The sequence below is a fragment of the Christiangramia flava JLT2011 genome (assembly GCF_001951155.1).
Lineage (GTDB): Bacteria > Bacteroidota > Bacteroidia > Flavobacteriales > Flavobacteriaceae > Christiangramia > Christiangramia flava.
In genome coordinates, this window is sequence record NZ_CP016359.1 from 2,902,031 (window position 1) to 2,920,221 (window position 18,191).

15 protein-coding genes are annotated in these 18,191 nt (G+C 45.0%); 7 read left to right on the forward strand and 8 right to left on the reverse strand.

The genetic code is table 11. The annotated features are described in order from the left end of the window. Positions 1–123: 123 nt before the first annotated feature. Complete coding sequence (gene bshC / locus GRFL_RS12730; RefSeq protein ID WP_083644987.1) at positions 124–1,740, forward strand: bacillithiol biosynthesis cysteine-adding enzyme BshC; 1,617 nt, start codon at positions 124–126, stop codon at positions 1,738–1,740. Position 1,741: 1 nt separating this feature from the next. Next, positions 1,742–3,106 carry a pyridoxal phosphate-dependent decarboxylase family protein gene (locus tag GRFL_RS12735; protein ID WP_083644988.1) on the forward strand — a complete coding sequence of 455 codons (1,365 nt, stop codon included), beginning with the start codon at positions 1,742–1,744 and terminating at the stop codon, positions 3,104–3,106. A 2-nt stretch (positions 3,107–3,108) separates the two neighbouring features. Here the strand turns inward: GRFL_RS12735 and GRFL_RS12740 are convergent, their stop codons facing one another. Beyond that, a complete protein-coding gene (locus GRFL_RS12740; RefSeq protein WP_083644989.1) occupies positions 3,109–3,834 on the reverse strand; it encodes an SIMPL domain-containing protein in 726 nt (241 codons plus the stop codon). 152 nt (positions 3,835–3,986) lie between these two features. Between GRFL_RS12740 and guaA the strand changes: the two genes are divergently transcribed. The 4 genes from guaA to GRFL_RS12760 are packed head-to-tail and all read left to right on the forward strand — an operon-like array spanning position 3,987 to position 8,465. Continuing rightward, complete coding sequence (guaA, locus tag GRFL_RS12745; RefSeq protein ID WP_083644990.1) at positions 3,987–5,516, forward strand: glutamine-hydrolyzing GMP synthase; 1,530 nt, start codon at positions 3,987–3,989, stop codon at positions 5,514–5,516. Positions 5,517–5,546: 30 nt separating this feature from the next. Continuing rightward, entirely contained in the window at positions 5,547–7,523 is a 1,977-nt protein-coding gene (locus GRFL_RS12750) for a PBP1 and LysM peptidoglycan-binding domain-containing protein (RefSeq protein ID WP_083644991.1), read from the forward strand. Further along, a complete protein-coding gene (locus GRFL_RS12755) occupies positions 7,513–7,914 on the forward strand; it encodes an OsmC family protein (protein ID WP_083646122.1) in 402 nt (133 codons plus the stop codon). The genes GRFL_RS12750 and GRFL_RS12755 overlap by 11 nt, the downstream gene beginning before the upstream one ends. After that, entirely contained in the window at positions 7,911–8,465 is a 555-nt protein-coding gene (locus GRFL_RS12760) for a DUF922 domain-containing protein (RefSeq protein ID WP_083644992.1), read from the forward strand. Before GRFL_RS12755 ends, GRFL_RS12760 begins: the two co-directional genes overlap by 4 nt. On the opposite strand, the gene GRFL_RS12765 is transcribed toward GRFL_RS12760, so the two are convergent. From GRFL_RS12765 to GRFL_RS12785, 5 genes are all read right to left on the reverse strand, one after another. Then, the gene (locus GRFL_RS12765; protein ID WP_083644993.1) at positions 8,459–9,403 is read right to left on the reverse strand and encodes an NAD(P)H-dependent flavin oxidoreductase; all 945 of its coding nucleotides are present in this window, start codon (positions 9,401–9,403) and stop codon (positions 8,459–8,461) included. The genes GRFL_RS12760 and GRFL_RS12765 overlap by 7 nt on opposite strands. Next, complete coding sequence (locus GRFL_RS12770; RefSeq protein WP_083644994.1) at positions 9,400–10,995, reverse strand: S8 family serine peptidase; 1,596 nt, start codon at positions 10,993–10,995, stop codon at positions 9,400–9,402. The genes GRFL_RS12765 and GRFL_RS12770 overlap by 4 nt, the downstream gene beginning before the upstream one ends. A 28-nt stretch (positions 10,996–11,023) precedes the next feature. Beyond that, complete coding sequence (gene mnmA, locus GRFL_RS12775; protein WP_083646124.1) at positions 11,024–12,217, reverse strand: tRNA 2-thiouridine(34) synthase MnmA; 1,194 nt, start codon at positions 12,215–12,217, stop codon at positions 11,024–11,026. 101 nt (positions 12,218–12,318) lie between these two features. Beyond that, positions 12,319–12,726 (reverse strand): lipocalin-like domain-containing protein, encoded by a 408-nt coding sequence (locus tag GRFL_RS12780; RefSeq protein ID WP_083644995.1) that lies wholly within the window; start codon positions 12,724–12,726, stop codon positions 12,319–12,321. Positions 12,727–12,753: 27 nt separating this feature from the next. Then, entirely contained in the window at positions 12,754–13,428 is a 675-nt protein-coding gene (locus tag GRFL_RS12785) for a toxin-antitoxin system YwqK family antitoxin (protein WP_083644996.1), read from the reverse strand. 77 nt (positions 13,429–13,505) lie between these two features. On the opposite strand from GRFL_RS12785, the gene GRFL_RS12790 reads away from it, so the two are divergent. Next, positions 13,506–14,522 (forward strand): fasciclin domain-containing protein, encoded by a 1,017-nt coding sequence (locus tag GRFL_RS12790; RefSeq protein WP_083644997.1) that lies wholly within the window; start codon positions 13,506–13,508, stop codon positions 14,520–14,522. A gap of 49 nt (positions 14,523–14,571) precedes the next feature. Here GRFL_RS12790 and yidC read toward each other — a convergent pair whose 3' ends face one another. Together yidC and GRFL_RS12800 are read right to left on the reverse strand one after the other, a co-directional pair. Beyond that, positions 14,572–16,428 (reverse strand): membrane protein insertase YidC, encoded by a 1,857-nt coding sequence (yidC, locus tag GRFL_RS12795; RefSeq protein ID WP_083644998.1) that lies wholly within the window; start codon positions 16,426–16,428, stop codon positions 14,572–14,574. Positions 16,429–16,470: 42 nt separating this feature from the next. Then, a complete protein-coding gene (locus GRFL_RS12800) occupies positions 16,471–18,114 on the reverse strand; it encodes a CTP synthase (protein ID WP_083644999.1) in 1,644 nt (547 codons plus the stop codon). Positions 18,115–18,191 lie beyond the last annotated feature (77 nt).

Consider the following 18,191-nt stretch of genomic DNA (forward strand, 5'->3'; position numbering starts at 1 on the left):
CTTCTGAAAGTTAGTTAAATAATCCCGCTCCCTAAAATTTAGTTAATCATAACCTGCATTCTGGTCCACATTTAATTTCCTCTCCAAAAGATTTTATCTTTACATAAAATTTCAAGAAAAAGAATGCTCAGCGAAACAATTCCTTATTCCCAAACCAACTACTTTTCCCAACTTATCCTGGACTATCTCGATCAACAGCAAGATCTGAAAAAGTTCTACCATCGTTTTCCGGATATTTCCGAATTTGAGCCGCAATTGGAAGAGAAGTCGGCTAATTACGATCACGAAATCAGGAAAACTCTTCAGGAGGTTTTAAGAAAGCAGTATGAAGGTCTGGAGCACACAGATTCATTCCGGGAAAACCTGCAATTGCTGGGCGATAAGAAAACTTTTACCATTACCACCGGCCACCAGCTGAACCTGTTCACCGGGCCCCTATACTTTTTATACAAGATCATCTCAACGATCAATCTTTGTAAGGAATTGAAAGTAGCTTATCCTGAATATAATTTTGTCCCGGTCTACTGGATGGCGACAGAAGATCATGATTTTGAGGAGATCAATTACTTCAATTTACACGGAAAAAAATTCAAGTGGAATAATGCTGATGAGCGGGCCGGGAAGACCGCCGTGGGCTATTTGAAAATCAGTGGTCTGGACGAGGTCTTTGAGTTGTTTTCCGCAGAATTGGGAGGCGGGGAAAATGCTGAATACCTGAAGAAACTTTTTTCTGATGGCTATCTGAAACATGAAAATCTTACCGATGCCACTCGATTTATCGCCAACCAGTTGTTTGGGAAAGAAGGCCTGGTGATCCTGGATGCGGAGGATTCGCGCCTCAAAACCTATTTTCAGGCCTACGCCAAAACTGAATTGCTGGAGCAAACGTCCAGTAAAGCCACCGCCGGGACGCTGGAAGAACTTGAGAAGCTGGGATATGCGCTCCAGGTGAATCCCAGGGAGATCAATCTTTTTTATCTAACTGAAGAACTTCGGGAGCGAATCATCCTGCGCGATGATCGCTATTATGTGCATGAGACTGAAATAAACTGGAGCCGCGAAGAACTCCTGGAAGAACTGGAAGATCATCCCGAGCGTTTTAGCCCGAATGTGGTAATGCGACCGCTGTATCAGGAAGTTATTTTGCCCAATCTGTGTTATATCGGTGGAGGCGGTGAACTTGCTTACTGGTTTGAACTGAAAAAGTATTTCGAAGCTGAAAAGATCACTTTTCCGATCCTGTTACTTCGGAATTCCGCCTTACTGCAATCACGCAAGCAAAACGACAAACGAAAAAAACTGCATATCGAGCTGAAGGAGCTGTTCCTGAAGCAGCATGAACTCATCAATAGGAAGGTTCGGGAAATTTCGAATATCGATATCAATTTCGATCCTCAGAAAGAACATCTCGTAGCTCAATTTGAGGAGCTTTATAACCTGGCCGAGCAAACCGATCCTACTTTTCTTTCAGCTGTCAAGGCACAGGAAGTAAAGCAATTAAAAGGACTCGATAATCTTGAAAAGCGCCTGTTAAAAGCCCAGAAGCGCAAACTCAAAGACGAGGTCGAACGAATTTCCAAACTTCAGAATGAATTGTTCCCTAATCGAAGCCTTCAGGAAAGACAGGTGAATTTTTCAGAATATTATGACGAATATGGTCCCGTTTTGATCGATACCCTGTTGCAGGAGCTGAAGCCACTGGATTTCAATTTTAAAATCATCACTTTTGGAGAAGAATAGAATGCATACCATAGATATGGACCTGGTGGAAATGACGCTCGATGTCATGAAATACACCATAGACCGTATCTCCAATGTTACACCCGAACTGGGCTCCCCGCGAAAGGAAGAAGAGTTGTTGCGAATTGTAGGAGAAACGATTACTCCGGAAGGGATTGGAGGCGAAAATGCGTTTCAGCTGTTTCGGGATGTGCTGGTCAAGGCAACGGTACCAATTGACCACCCCCGGCACCTGGCCTTTGTGCCTGCGGCTCCAACACGGGCTGCGATCATGTTTGACCTGGTGACTTCAGCATCCAGTATTCACGGAGCCTACTGGATGGAAGGAGCAGGTGGCATTTTTTGCGAGAACCAGGCCATGAAATGGCTGGTCTCCTTAACCGGATTGCCACAAACGGCTTTTGGCGTTTTCACCAGCGGCGGTACGGCAGCAAACCTGTCGGCTTTGGTGACGGCGCGGGAAGAATGGCGCTCACAAAACCCAAAATTTCAGAAAGAACGTGTACTCTTGTTAACATCCAATGGCGCGCACAGTTCGATTAAATCGATGGCCAAGGTGATGGATGCCGATGTGCACCTTATCAATTCCGAAGAGGAATTTCTCTCCGGAAAAGATCTTCAGAAGGAGATCGAAAATCTTTCGGAAACAGACCGTAACAGGCTTTTTGCTGTTGTGGCGACCGGGGGTACGACCAATGCCGGGATCATCGACGAACTGGATTCCATAGCCGATCTCTGCGAAAAAGAGCGAATCTGGCTACATGTAGATTGCGCGTATGGAGGCGGTGCCCTGGCGGCAAATTCCGTCAGGCATTTATTTAACGGAATCGAACGTGCAGATAGCATTACGATTGATCCTCATAAATGGCTGTTTTCACCGTACGATTGTGGAGCGGTTATCTACAAGGACCTTTCCCTGGCTGAAAAAGCGCATTCTCAAAAAGGAGCTTATCTTGAAATTTTTAAAGATGAAGGGGCGCAGGGTTTCAATCCGGCAGATTATCAAATTCAGCTTACCCGAAGATTGCGTGGGCTGCCTTTATGGTTTTCCTTAGCGATGCACGGAACCAACAAATACCGAGAAGCCATTGAACGCGGGATCGAACTGGCTCAGATCTCTGCGGAAAAGATCGGGAGACATGAAGACCTGGAACTGGTACGGCCGGCAAGTCTTTCCGTGGTGCTTTTTAAAAGAAAAGGCTGGACCGCTGAAGATTACCGAAACTGGACCTATAAGAACCACCGCGATGGTTTTGCGCTGGTAACGCCTTCAAGCTATAAGGGCGAGAGCGTGATCAGGTTCTGTTTTATCAATCCTGATACTACTGAAGATGATATTGATAAAATACTGGAGACCTTGTCTTAAAATCAGTCTATTTCATATTCCAGCCGCATCGTAATAGATGCGGTTTTCTTTTTATCGTTCGTGTTGTAAGCACCGCTCCAGCTAAAATCTTCACCGCTGTTCTGGCCGGTGATCTGGAAAACGCCCATATTGGCACTTTTCAGCTCACCGAGTTTTCCGCCGCTGTTCTCGGCGATCTTTTCGGCTCTTAGTCGCGCGTCTTCAGTAGCTTTTGAGATCATGGCAAGCTTGAGATCGGCCAGTTTTGAATAGTAATATCGTGGCGGCTGGGAATTGAACTGCACTCCTTTGTTCAGCAGCTCGGTGATCTCGCGGGAAACCTGTTCGATATTTTCCACGTCGTTCGATTCGATTTTGACACTTTGAGTAAGCTCATAACCTTTGAAATAACTGCCCACGTAATTCCCGTTCTGGTACTGATTTTCGCGTTGCTCCATCGTATTGACCGAATTAAATACGATGTTGTCATCTTTGATGCCTTTCCCCAGCAGGTATTGCCTTACCGTTTCCTTATCACGGTTAAGTTGGTTATAAGCCTGTTCCAGGTTCTGGTTCATCCGGCTGAACGTGCCTTCCCAAACGATCAGATCTGAAGTAAAGTTTTCTGAACCCGCACCGGTCACGGAAATGACGCCGTCTGGATTGGCGCGGGAAACATAGGCATGGCCAAGAAAGTAGGCGGCAATCACAATAGCGACTGAAAAAATGAGGGCTCCGATAAATTTCATCTTGGTTAGGATTTTTGATGATGCTATTAAAAATACAGCGAAAATTTCAGTTTATGAGGTGAGCTTCAGAAAAATATAAAAGGCTGGTGAAAGTCTCTTAAATTTAATCTTTTGCGGGGTTTTATTTTAGTCTCAAATTTCTATTTTTGTGCATGCAAAACAACGTCCTCATCCTCGATTTTGGTTCTCAGTACACCCAACTCATCGCGCGAAGAGTAAGAGAACTCAATATTTACTGTGAAATTTATCCATTTTCAAAAGTACCAGAAGACCTTTCCGGTTTTAAAGCGGTCATCCTTTCAGGAAGTCCGTTCTCGGTAAGAGCAGAAAATGCACCCCATCCAGATCTTTCCAGGATTCGCGGGAAACTGCCTCTGCTGGCCGTTTGCTATGGTGCGCAATATCTGGCTCATTTCAACGGCGGAAAAGTAGAACCTTCGGGTAGCCGGGAATACGGCCGTGCCAACCTTTCCGTTATTAAAGATGCGGAAGAACTGTTTGCGGGAATTAAAGAGAATTCGCAGGTTTGGATGAGTCATAGTGATACGATCATTGACCTTCCGGAAAATGCGGTACGCCTTGCCAGTACTACTGATGTATTGAACGCTGCTTACCGTATTGAAGGAGAACAGACCTACGCCATCCAGTTTCATCCTGAAGTTTATCATTCTACCGATGGAAAACAGCTGCTTGAAAACTTCCTGGTTCACATCGCTGGAACAGCACAAAGCTGGACGCCGGGAGCCTTCGTGGACCTTACTGTAGATGAGCTGAAGGAAAAGATCGGGAACCAGAAAGTGGTCCTTGGATTAAGCGGAGGTGTAGATTCCACTGTTGCCGCGGTTTTGTTAAACAAGGCCATTGGGGACCAGCTTTATTGTATCTTCGTGAATAACGGCCTACTGAGAAAAGATGAGTTTGAAAGCGTTTTGCACCAGTATAAGGATATGGGGCTGAACGTAAAAGGTGTCGATGCTTCGGCACGTTTTTTGGATGCGCTGAAAGGCCTTTCCGATCCGGAACTGAAGCGTAAAGCGATCGGGAATACGTTTATTGATGTTTTTGATGATGAAGCTCATTCCATTCAGGACGTGGTTTTCCTGGCTCAGGGAACGATCTATCCGGACGTGATCGAATCGGTTTCTGTAAACGGACCTTCCGTAACGATCAAATCACACCATAATGTGGGTGGTTTACCCGAAAAAATGAAGCTGAAAGTAGTGGAGCCGCTGAGAATGCTTTTTAAAGATGAGGTACGTAGAGTAGGAGCTGAACTGGGAATCGCCAAAGAATTATTAGGAAGACACCCGTTCCCGGGACCAGGTCTTGCGATCCGTATTCTTGGAGATATCACAGCGGAAAAAGTTCGTATCCTTCAGGAAGTAGACCATATCTTTATCCAGGGCCTACGTGACTGGATGTTGTATGATAAAGTATGGCAGGCAGGAGCGATTCTTCTACCAGTTCAATCTGTAGGAGTGATGGGAGATGAGCGAACCTATGAGCAGGTGGTCGCTTTAAGGGCCGTAGAATCGACTGATGGAATGACTGCAGACTGGGTGAATTTACCCTATGAATTCCTTCAAAAGACGTCTAATACAATAATCAACCGGGTAAAAGGCGTTAATAGAGTGGTGTATGACATCAGTTCCAAGCCGCCGGCGACCATCGAATGGGAGTAAGCGACTAAAAACCAAACTAAAAAAATCAGCATGAGATACCTAATTGTAATTTGTTTCCTACTGGGAATGTACTCGAGTTCTGCCCGGGCCCAGGAGTATAAATATCATACCGTTGAAAAGGGGGAGACGGTCTTCAGTATTTCTCAGAAGTATCACCTGGACGAGGAAGATATTTACAAATACAATCCCGATGCGAAAGAAGGGATCTCGATCAATGAAAAGCTGGTAATTCCTATAAATGATTCTGAAAAAACTGCGTCAGGTAACAACAAAGCCGAATTCGTAGAGCATAAAGTTCAGAAAAAGGAAACGTTATACAGCCTTTCCAAAGAATACAATGTTCGCATAGACGATATCAAACGCTTCAACAAGCAGCTGTACAGCAAGGAACTCCAGATGGGTGAAACGATCAGGATCCCGGTGGCGGGAACCACGGCTGCCGCGGTAGCAACCGGAAATGTGAATAGCAATCCCGTAAGCGTCCCTTACAAAACTACCGGCAGCAAACCGGTCCAGGATCGAAAAACCAGGGAACATATCGTTCTTCCGAAGGAAACTAAATTCGGTATTGCTCGTAAATATGGAATGACGGTTGAAGAACTGGATGATTTGAACCCGATGGTGGAAATGCTGCAACCGGGAATGATGATTCGCGTAGGTACCAATGTCCTGAAAGACGAACCGGTGATCATTACCGATGAGCGTTTTCGTTTTTATGAAGTTCAGAAACAGGAAACACTTTTCAGTCTATCGCAGCGATTTGGCGTCACACAGGACTCTTTGAAAAGACTAAATCCCGCTCTACAGGATGGCCTGAAATACGGAATGGTGCTGAAGGTGCCGACCAAGGAAAACCCTGATGCTGTTTTGACCAGTAATGACCCCGCGAAAGCTTCGAAAAAAATGGATCTTAAAAACGAGATCCGAAACCGTAGCACCAAGAACATCGCTGTGATGTTACCATATCACACCGAAAAAGTGGAAATAGATTCACTGGCTTCTTATAAAGATTTGATACTGAAAGAGAAAGTCACGCGTGTTTCCCTTGATTTTTACAGTGGAATACTGATGGCTGTGGAAGATGCCGCGAAAATGGGAATTTCCACCAACCTGAAAGTATATGATACGAAGCGAAATCCTGGGGAAGTGGCCAATATTCTGAACATGAACGATTTCTCAGGAACAGATGTGGTAATTGGTCCGCTTGTTAAGCAAACCGCTGAAGCTGCGGCTTCCAGGTTACAGTCTAAGAACATCCCGGTAATTTCACCGCTTTCCAGCAGTGAAATGTACAATTATTCCAACCTTTTCCAGGCGCGTCCAACCGACAAGGTCCTGGAAAATGCCATGCTGGAATATATTGCGAAGAATTCGGCAGGAAAGAATATTATAGTAGTGGCAGATGGCAAGCACTTTAAGGTTCGTGATGAACTCAGCAGCCGCATGCCTTCCGCAAGATTCGTAAGTCCCAGCGACAATTTTGTGGGTGACCAGAAACTCGCCGCGGTGATGGCCGCAGGGCCTAATTGGGTCATTTTGGAATCAGACAATATTAACGTGGTAAGCAGCACAACTGCAGCCCTGAACAGGCTGGCGCGTGAACACGATATTACGCTACTAACTACTGATAAGAATGATGCTTTTGAAAGTGACCTGATCTCGAACAATCACCTGGGAAAACTCAAATTGCATTATCCTTCAGTAGACAAGGAATACAATCTTGAAAGTGATAATGAATTCATTCGCAGGTATCAGGAACGTTTTGGAAACGAACCGGAACGTTTTGCGATGCGTGGCTATGACCTTACCATGGATGTACTATTGAGGCTGGCTTCTTCAGAAGATCTTTACGAGTCTTTTAACCAGTATCCTGGGTACACAGAATATTATGAGAATAAGTTCCATTATATTCCGAATATGAACGGCGGTTTCAGCAATGACGCGGTCTATATCTTACAACTTGATGAACAACTAAATATCAGCGAGGCAAATGGGAATAACTTCTAAAGTCATTTATCAGGGAAATCTTAGAACCGAATCAGAACACCTGCAAAGCGGTTCCAAAATGATTACAGACGCGCCGGTTGATAACCACGGAAAAGGTGAGGCCTTCTCTCCAACCGATACCGTTGCCAATGCTTTGGCGACCTGTATGATTACGGTAATGGGGATCAAAGCAGAAAGTTTGGGAGTGGACCTGGTTGGTACCACTGCGGAAGTGACTAAAACCATGTCTTCCGATCCCAGGCGTATTTCCAAAATCGAAGTGAACGTGAAGTTCCCAAAATCCTACGCTGAAAAGGATACAAAGATCCTTGAAAATACGGCTAGGACCTGCCCGGTTTTGTTTAGCCTGCATCCAGATATTGAAAAGCTGATTTCTTTCACCTATCCATGATCCGCTGGCAGTACTGTCTCATCGCGATTGTATGGTTTTTTGGGTCTTCTTCTTCGGAAGCCCAGCAAGAAAAGATCAGCTGGTCCCAGAATCGTCCCATCACATGGAGTGATTTCCGCGGAGCACCGGAAGAAAACAGTCCGTATTCAGCCAATGTAAACTCGGGGATTGGTTACAGCTGGAGCTACAGTACCGCTTCAGGGGAGCCAATACTGGTTTTTGAAGTCAGTTGCAGTTTTTATCCCGAGTTGTCCTGGAGAAAAGCTACTATAACGGATGCCGATTATTTGCTGGAGCATGAACGGGCCCATTTTGATATTTCAGAACTCCATGCCCGAAAATTGCAGCAGGCGCTGGAAAATTATGAAATTGGCCGTACGGTAAGGCTGGATCTTCGGCGGATCTATCAGAAAATAGAATCGGAACGTGTAGCCATGCAGGAGCGATTTGATAAGGAGACTTCGCACAGTGAAAATCGAAATAAAGAATTAGAATGGCAGGTGTATATTGATCGCGAACTGGAAAAGCTGAAATCTTTCCAGCATCAATAATCAGCAACTTCTTTTTTAGCCTGCTCGAATTCCCTGATCATTTCCTGAACGACCGCTGCCGCGGGCTTGATATCATGAATAAGTCCCGAAACCTGCCCAATTTCCAGTTCCCCTTCTTCCAGGTCACCTTCAAACATGCCTTTTTTGGCACGTGCTCTTCCCAGTAAATCAATAAGTTCTTCCTTACTTGGAGATTTTGCATACAGGGCCTGGACGTCTTCGTAGAATTTATTTTTCAACAGCCGAACCGGAGCGAGTTCTTTGAGGGTCAGCACGGTGTCGCCTTCGCTGGCGGCTACGACCCGATCTTTAAAATTCTGATGCGACGATGCTTCAGGTGTAGCCACAAACCGACTTCCTACCTGGACGGCATCGGCTCCCAGAACCATAGCGGCAAGCATGCCGCGCCCGGTGGCAATTCCTCCTGCAGCAATTAATGGAATGGAAATTTTTTCCCGGACCATTGGGATCAGTGTGAAAGTGGTGGTTTCATCACGACCATTGTGACCGCCTGCTTCAAAACCTTCAGCGACTACAGCATCCACGCCGGCTTCCTGGGATTTTATGGCAAATTTGACACTGGAAACTACATGCACCACTTTAATTCCGTGTTCCTGGAGGGTTTTGGTCCAGATCTTCGGGTTTCCAGCCGATGTGAATACGATGGGCACCTGTTCCTCCATAATGATCTCCATTAACTTTTCAATATCTGGATAAAGCATAGGGACATTTACCGCGAAAGGCCTGGAAGTCGCATTTTTACACTTGGTAATATGTTCTTTCAGGACATCGGGGTACATGGAGCCTGCACCAATAATTCCTAGTCCGCCGGCATTAGATACGGCACTGGCTAGTTTCCAGCCGCTCGCCCAGATCATTCCGGCCTGGATGATAGGATGCTCGATATTGAAAAGTTCGGTAATTCTATTTTGCTTCATTTTTTGGATATCAACAGGGATTTTCTAAAATTCTGTCGTTCAAACTTAGCAATATAAATTCCCCTGGAAAAGCCTGAAAGGTCAATTTTCTTATTTACGTTCTGCTGGTACAGCAATAATTTCCCGGTAAGGTCATAAATTGAAACGTCATAATGTTGTTCCGGGCTGGCGAAATAGAGTTCTTCGGAAACGGGATTCGGAAAAACATAGAACTCTTCAGAAAAATAGCTGTTCATTTCGGTATTTTCAAGCGCCATCCTGAAATTCGGGATTCCGTAGCCGATGAGGTTATCGGGATTTTGAGCATTTGAAGAAGCTCGTTTTACCAGATCCATGATCTCCAGATTGGTCATTTCCGGAAAGGCCTGCCAGAAACTGGCTACCGAACCCGCGAGGATAGGAGAGGAGAACGAAGTGCCGCTTACCTGCACGATCTCGTTGCGCTCATTGGCGGCAATACATCGAAAGCCCTGTGCCATGACATCAGGTTTTATGCGACCGTCTGAAGTTGGCCCTACAGAGCTGAAACGAACATAATCCCTGTTTGCATCTACCGCGCCCACGGTAAGTACCTGCGCGTCAGCGGGAGCGCCAATGCCGGGGAAGACGGTGCTTTCGGCGCTATTTCCTGCGGAAACAACCACTAGAATGCCTTTTTCAGTCGCGATATTGGCCCCGCGGGAAACAAAGGAAGTTTGCCCGTTCATATCCTCAAAACGGTAATTATAACCGGGATCGTCGAAAAGCGAATAGCTCAGGGAAGAATTGATCAAATCCACTCCCAGGCTGTCGGCTCTTTCTGCCGCTTCCACCCAGTAACTTTCTTCCACCGGAGTTTCAGATTCGGCTACTTCCGTGCAAAAGAGATAATAATCGGCATCCGGAGCGGTGCCAATCAAATAGCCGGGGACGTAACCGGCCATGGTGGAAAGCACCAGTGTGCCATGATTGCTCAGTTCAGGCTTATCAAAATTTTCTGAACGATGGGTGAAGTCATAACCGCCAAGCAGGTGCCCTTTGTCACGCATTCGCTCAAAAGCTGCCAGTTGCTTTACATTGGGAAAACCGGCATCCAGCACCGCAATGACTAAATTTTGACCGGTTAAATCCTGCTCATGAAGATAATCTGTTTCCAGCATTTCCACCTGATCTGAAGAATAGCCGTAGTCAAAAATTTCAGTAGTTCCAAATTTGGAAAATGGCTGCTTGAGCGCAAAAGCAGCTCGTTCATTCAGTTCATCGCGAGCAAATTCGATTTGCTGAACGAACTGCAAATTGGCCAGTTCCTCGATAGCGTCCTGCTCACCAATGACATGTACACAGTTCAGCCATTTTGATTTCGCCATTACTGTGATAGTATTTTCAGCTTTTACAGCGGAAATGTAGGCTTCTTCCACCGGGATATCCCGAAAATCAACAGGAATCTGGAAACGCTGTTTTCGCTGCAAAGCTCTTTCGGAAAGAATGCTACGCGGATTCTGAAGCGCAGTTTCAGCAGAAGGTTTATCCTTGAAATAAATCCAGGCATGTTCCTGCTGGCCAAAAGAACAGCAACAGAAAAAGAATAGTAAAAATGGCAGTTTTTGCAGCATTATCGGGAAATAGGATCTTCCCGATAATTTACGAAATTACTCCGGATCCAAGCAGTTCTTCTTCCTGATTATACCAGGCTACAAACTGGCCTTCGGTGATCGATGCCTGTTCTTCTTCAAAAACCACGTACATGCCGTTCTCTGTCTGGTAGAGAGTGGCTTCCTGCAGCGGCTGGCGATAACGAATCCTGGCGAGTACTTTCAGTTCCTCATCGGCTTTGATAGCAAGGTCGCGACGAATCCAGTGCACCTCTTCCGGGTTTATAAACAGCGCCTTGCGGTAGATCCCGGGATGATCCTTACCCTGGCCGGTGTAGATCACGTTCTCTTCCACATCGGTATCAATTACGAAAAGTGGTTCTGGTGTCCCGCCCACAGCAAGACCCTTACGTTGGCCTTTGGTAAAATAATGAGCGCCCTGATGCTGACCCACCACTTTTCCGTCGGTTTGATGATATTTGTATTTTTTGGAAAGATGCTCCAATTCCTCGATTTTGGAGTCAAAAGCCCGTTCGGTTTCTTCAGAAAAAATTTCGGTATTGGCGGGAACTTCTACGATCACGCCTTCTTTTGGTTTCAATTTCTGCTGAAGAAAATCTGGCAGCCGCACTTTTCCGATGAAACAAAGTCCCTGGGAATCTTTCTTTCCGGCGGTAACCAGTTCCTGTTCCGCAGCAATTTTACGAACTTCCACTTTTTCTAATTCCCCAATAGGGAAAAGCGTTTTAGAGAGCTGTTCCTGAGTGAGCTGGCAGAGGAAGTAAGACTGGTCTTTGTTTTTGTCTTTTCCGGCCAGCAGCTGGTAATAGGTTTCCCCGTCTTTTTCGATCGTAGCCTTACGGCAATAGTGGCCAGTAGCCACGTAATCAGCGCCAAGTGAAAGAGCGATCTTCAAGAACACGTCAAATTTGATCTCGCGGTTACAGAGAACATCGGGATTAGGCGTACGGCCTTTTTCGTATTCATTGAACATATAATCTACGATGCGCTCCTTATATTCCTCGCTGAGGTCGACGGTTTGAAACGGGATACCCAATTTTTCAGCCACCATCATGGCGTCGTTGCTGTCGTCCAGCCAGGGGCATTCATCTGAAATCGTAACCGAATCATCGTGCCAGTTCTTCATAAACAGCCCGATCACTTCGTAACCCTGCTCTTTTAGCAAATAGGCCGAAACACTAGAATCTACTCCTCCTGAAAGTCCTACAACAACTTTTTTCATAATCTGAATCTTTTTCCGGGTTTCTGTCGGTGGAAACGCGGCAAAATTACGAAATAAAAAAAGGTGGCGAAAGCCACCTTTTATAATCATTATGGATCGTGTTATTTTTCAAAAACTAAAACTATAGGAGCCAGGTCCGGGCTGGTAAAGGTAAATCCTGTGGAACCTTCGAAATTAGCGGTACCGGTGATCTCTCCATAAATCGGTGCATCAATGGTGTACGTACCGTCTGAATTGTGCATCCATGTTCCTTCTTCTGAAGATTCCAGATTACAGGTTCCTTCGGTTTCTTCGTAATATTCAGATTGGGCGGAACCATCTTCATTGAAAGTAATTGAAGATTGTTGCTGACATTCAGTAAGCGTGTTATTCACACTGCCGGCGCGAGCATCAATCAAAAACCACTGGCCCAGAATTGGTTCATCACCGTCAGTCTTTGGTGAATCGTCATCTTTACTACAGGCAGTGATCATCGTTGCTGCCAAAAACATAAATAGGATCTTTTTCATATGATTAAATTTAGGATTTTAAAGGTATTATTTTTTTGAGTCATAGTTCTGCTCAGTAACTTTTCCGTCTTCATAGTATTTCCAGATTCCGGTTTTGCTGCCTTTGCGGTAGGAGCCTTCCATTTGCATTTCGCCGCGAGGATTGTAATACACCGCTTTTCCATCCAGTTCACCTTCGGAATAATGCAGATCTTTCAGAACCTGGCCATTTTTTGCAAAGATCTGGCTGCTGCCATCCATGACGCCCATGACATAATGGGTTTTTTCTGCCAGCTTTCCATCGGGATAAAAGGTTTCCTGAAATCCATTTAACTTATCATTTTTATAGTGCTCGATCATCATGACACTGTCATTCATCTGGTGGAAATACGTCCATTTTCCTTCTCTTAGGCGATCGATCATTTTTCCCTGGCTGATTGGTTTCCCCGTTTGGGTGTAGTAGGTGACACTCACTGAATCCTGGCCGTTTCCAAAATCCATGATCGCCGAAGGATGTTCGTAAAAACCTTTTTTATAGAATTTAAAAACACCTGTTCGCTGGCCATGATCAAAGTTTCCTTCGAATTTGGGATTGGTGGTTCCTTCAAAATTGACCTGCCATTTCCCGTGCCTTTTTCCGTTGACATCTTTTTGATTTACCTGACCTAACACACTGAAAGACAGTAGTAATAGAATGATTAAATTTAACTTGTGTTTATTCATTATTAACAAACATTAAACAAATGTTCCTTTTTTCAGGAATTATTTTTAGCAGACCAACATTATTAAAACTCTGTATTATGAATTTTATTTCGAAACTACCAAAATTATGGGTCTTGGGATTATGTTCCCTGCTTTTATTTACTTCCTGTGATGAAGATGACGACTTCATGATCGATGATGACATGAGCGTAGTAGATCCTGAACCAGAAACAGATGATGTGATGGAAACCAATTCGATCATTGATTTTGTAAACAGTAACGACGACTATTCGTCTCTAGCTGCCGCAATTGATGCCGCCGGTCTCACTGCCACCTTAGATAGTGACACGAATTTCACCGTTTTTGCCCCAGATAATGATGCTTTCGCTGCCTTTCTTTCAGCAAATGGTTTTGCTTCTTTGGATGAAGTCCCGACCGATCTTTTGACGCAGGTTTTGCTATATCACGTTCAGGAAGGAGAAATCATGTCTTCTAATCTTTCTACCGGTTATATTGAAAGTATGGCCGTGTATGGTGCTTCCGAAGAACCATTGAGCCTGTACATCAATACCAGCGATGGGGTGATGATCAATGGTGTGGCTTCAGTGACCACTGCCGATGTGGAAGTAGATAACGGAGTGATTCATGCGGTCGACTCGGTTATCGGATTGCCGGATGTGACCACTTTTGCCACTGCAGACCCTACTTTCAGCATTTTAGTGAGTGCGCTTACCAGGGAAGAAGATTACACCTACGTAGAAACTTTAATGGCCATGGATTCTCCTGCGCCTTTTACCGTTTTTGCTCCTACTGATGATGCTTTCGCTGCTTTATTAGAAGAACTGGAAGCTTCCTCACTGGATGATATAGACGCGGAAACCCTTTCTGCCGTATTGACGTACCATGTCGTAGCTGAAGCGAATGTTCGCTCTGGTGATCTTACAGATGGCATGGAGGTGAGCACACTGAATGGAGATACATTCACCGTTAATCTGGGCGATGCCGTAACAATTACTGATGCCAACGACAGGATGTCTACAGTAATCGCTGCTGATGTTCAGGCTACCAACGGAGTTATTCACGTGATCGATACGGTGCTCCTACCAGAACTTTAAACCTACATTCCCCAAAAATGAAAAAGCCCGGTAATACCGGGCTTTTTGCTTATTTTCTACCTTGTTTCTTCTGTTGTTCTTCCGCCTGTTCCATCATTTCCTGGAACTTACGCGTAAACCTGTTCGTTTTACGAGGTTTCTTCTTATTCTCCTGAATTTTCGCGTGGATTTTATTCTCGTCGATGATCACGTGCTTGATCACTAACATGATCCCAATAGTAATCAGGTTGGAAGTGAAATAATATAATGAAAGTCCACTCGCGTAGTTGTTGAAGAAGATCAACATGAATAGCGGAGACAGATACATTAAAAACTTCATATTTGGCATTCCCGGCTGCTGGTTCGCCTGCATGCTCTGGCCTGTCGTCATCGTCATGTAAATGAAAATGGCGATAGCTGCCAGAATTGGGAATAAACTTACGTGGTCTCCGTAAAATGGAATTTTAAACGGAAGGTGTGCGATCACATCATAACTGGATAGATCATCTGCCCACAGGAAGCTTTTTTGCCTTAACTGGAATGCACTCGGGAAGAACTGGAAAAGGGCATAGAAAACCGGGATCTGCATCAGCGCCGGTAGACAACCGCTCATAGGGCTGGCACCTGCTTTGCTGTACAGCTTCATTGTTTCCTGCTGCTTTTTCATCGCATTATCTTTGTACTTCTCGTTGATCTCATTGATCTCTGGCCTTAAAACCTTCATTTTTGCCTGAGACAAATATGATTTATAGGTGACAGGAGAAAGCACGATCCTCACCACAATAGTCATTGCAATAATTGCCAAACCATAACTCGGAAGAAATCCGCTTAGAAAAGCAAAGAACGGGATGAAAATGTATTTGTTGATCCACCCGAAGATTCCCCATCCAAGAGGAATCACTTCATCCAGGTTGCGATCGTAATCATTCAGGATCTTATAATCAGCCGGACCGTAGTACCAGTTCATATTATAATTCAATTCTCCGGCTTTTAATTCCAGCGGAATGGTGGAAGCAAAGTTTTTGGTGTAAACCGTATCTACATCTTCATCTTCTACCAGATCAGTAACATTGAAATTAACTTTTTCGAAAGGCGTATCGGTTAATAAAATGGAGGTAAAGAAATGCTGTCTATAGGCGATATAGCTTACATTTTCCTCTTCATCGTCACCACTCCTGATATTGTCATCATCTCCGCCGCCGTATTCGTAAACCAGATCGGTGTACCTATTTTCATAGGAAATGCTTTTCGCGTGACGGTAACCCTTGATTTGCCAGTCTAAATTTGGTGTTTGAGAAGCATCCAGAACTCCGCTTAAACCTTGTGAACGAATACTGAAATCCATCATATATTCACCTGGTTTCAGGGAATAACGGTATTCCAGGAACTCATTTTCAGAAACCTTCAGCTTCATGGAAAGCACCTGACTTCCGTTATTTTCGGTAAGTTCCGGCTGGAAGAATAGGTTTTCCGTGTTCAGGCTACGACCATCTGTAGTATTGAAATTTAGATTGAAAGTGGCATTTCCGTCTTTGATAATATAAACGGGAACAGAGTCATAAGTCTTGAAATTCTTCAGTTTAGCTTCCTGAATATAACCACCTTTATTGGAAACCTTTAGCTCCAGTACATCGTTGGCGAGAGTCGTGGTTCCGCCCTGAGCTGATGACAGGGTAGAAGAATAACCAAAAGCGCCCAGTTTCTTTTGAGCGGCAACCAGTGCGGTAGAATCATTCGCCACAGAATCTCTGGCCTGTTCTTCCTGTACGGGTTCCTGCTGCGATTTTTCTACGATCTGCTCGGTCTGGTCTTTTGGGTTGTCCTGAACTTCTTCTTCAGGTTTATTATTGTAGAGCATCCATATCAGGATACCACCAATCAAAATAAATCCAATTATGGATTGAATGTCAATTTTCTTTTCTTCCATTCTCTATATTACTTGTTGCTCTTTGGTCAAAAAAACAGCCAATTATTGCTTATGTGTCAACTTGGCATCTTTATTTTTCAGCATGTGTTCGTACGCGGCTTTGACGAATGCCACGAATAGCGGATGTGGATTGGCCACGGTACTTTTATATTCGGGGTGGTATTGCACGCCTACGAACCAGGGATGTTCCGGGATTTCGACCACTTCCACGAGTCCGGTTTCAGGGTTGATCCCCGTACTGGCAAGTCCCGCTTTTTCCAGCTGTTCTTTGTATTTGTTATTGTATTCATAGCGATGACGGTGTCTTTCGCTGATATCTTTCTGCTGATAGGCTTTCATAATGACCGAATCTTCTGAAAGCTCACAATCCCAGGCACCCAGGCGCATAGTGCCACCCTTGTGGGTAACTGTTTTTTGCGCTTCCATTAGATCGATGACCGGATGTTTGGTTTGCGGATCCATTTCCGTAGAATTAGCTCCCTTCAACTGAAGCACATTCCTGGCAAATTCGATCACGGCCATTTGCATTCCAAGGCAGATTCCCAGGAACGGAAGGTCGTTCTCACGGGCGTATCGCACCGCATCGATTTTCCCTTCGATCCCTCGTTCTCCAAATCCTGGAGCTACGAGAATCCCGTCCAGATGACTGATCTTGTTATGAATGGTGTTTTCGTTGATGAATTCGGAATGAATATACTCCACGTTCACCGAAACCTCATTTTCCGCACCCGCGTGGATAAAAGCTTCCAGGATGGATTTGTAGGAATCCTGTAATTCCACGTATTTACCGATCAGCCCAATATGGACTTCGGCTTTTGGATTTTTGTGCCTTTCCAGGAACTGGTTCCATCTGTCCAGGTTTGGAGTGGAATCATCTGGTAAAGCCAGTTTCTTCAGGGTTACCGTGTCGAGTCCTTCTTTCAGCATCATGTTCGGCACGTCGTAAATCGTGGGTGCATCGATACTCTGGATTACGGCTTCCTGGCGAACATTACAGAAAATTGCCAGTTTTCGCCGGATGTCGTCTGACAGTTCATGCTCGGTACGGCACACCAGGATATCGGCTTTGATCCCGCTTTCCATCAGGGTTTTTACACTGTGCTGGGTAGGCTTGGTCTTCAGTTCACCGGCTGCCGAAAGATAGGGGACAAGTGTAAGGTGGATCACCAGGGCATTGTCATCTCCCAATTCCCATTTCAACTGCCGCACCGCTTCAATGTAAGGCAGGGATTCAATATCCCCAACGGTACCGCCAATTTCGGTGATCACAATATCATAATCGCCATTTTTCCCAAGTATCTGTACGCGTTCTTTGATCTCGTTGGTAATATGGGGCACGACCTGAACCGTTTTCCCCAGGAATTCCCCACGGCGCTCCTTTTCGATCACGCTCTGGTAAATTCGGCCAGTGGTAACATTATTTGCCTGTGAAGTATTCACATTCAGGAAACGCTCATAATGGCCAAGATCCAGATCGGTTTCCGCACCATCTTCGGTAACGTAACATTCCCCGTGCTCATAAGGGTTCAAGGTTCCGGGATCCACATTGATGTAAGGATCCAGCTTCTGAATAGTGGTCTTAAAACCACGCGCCTGCAGCAATTTGGCCAGTGATGCGGCTATAATCCCTTTTCCAAGGGAAGAAGACACACCTCCGGTAACAAAAATATACTTGGTTTCGGCCATTTTGGTTGTGCTTTGTTGTGTTGTTTATTCAGGGCGCTAAATTACAAAGAAGAATAGAAAAACCTCTGAAAATGGAA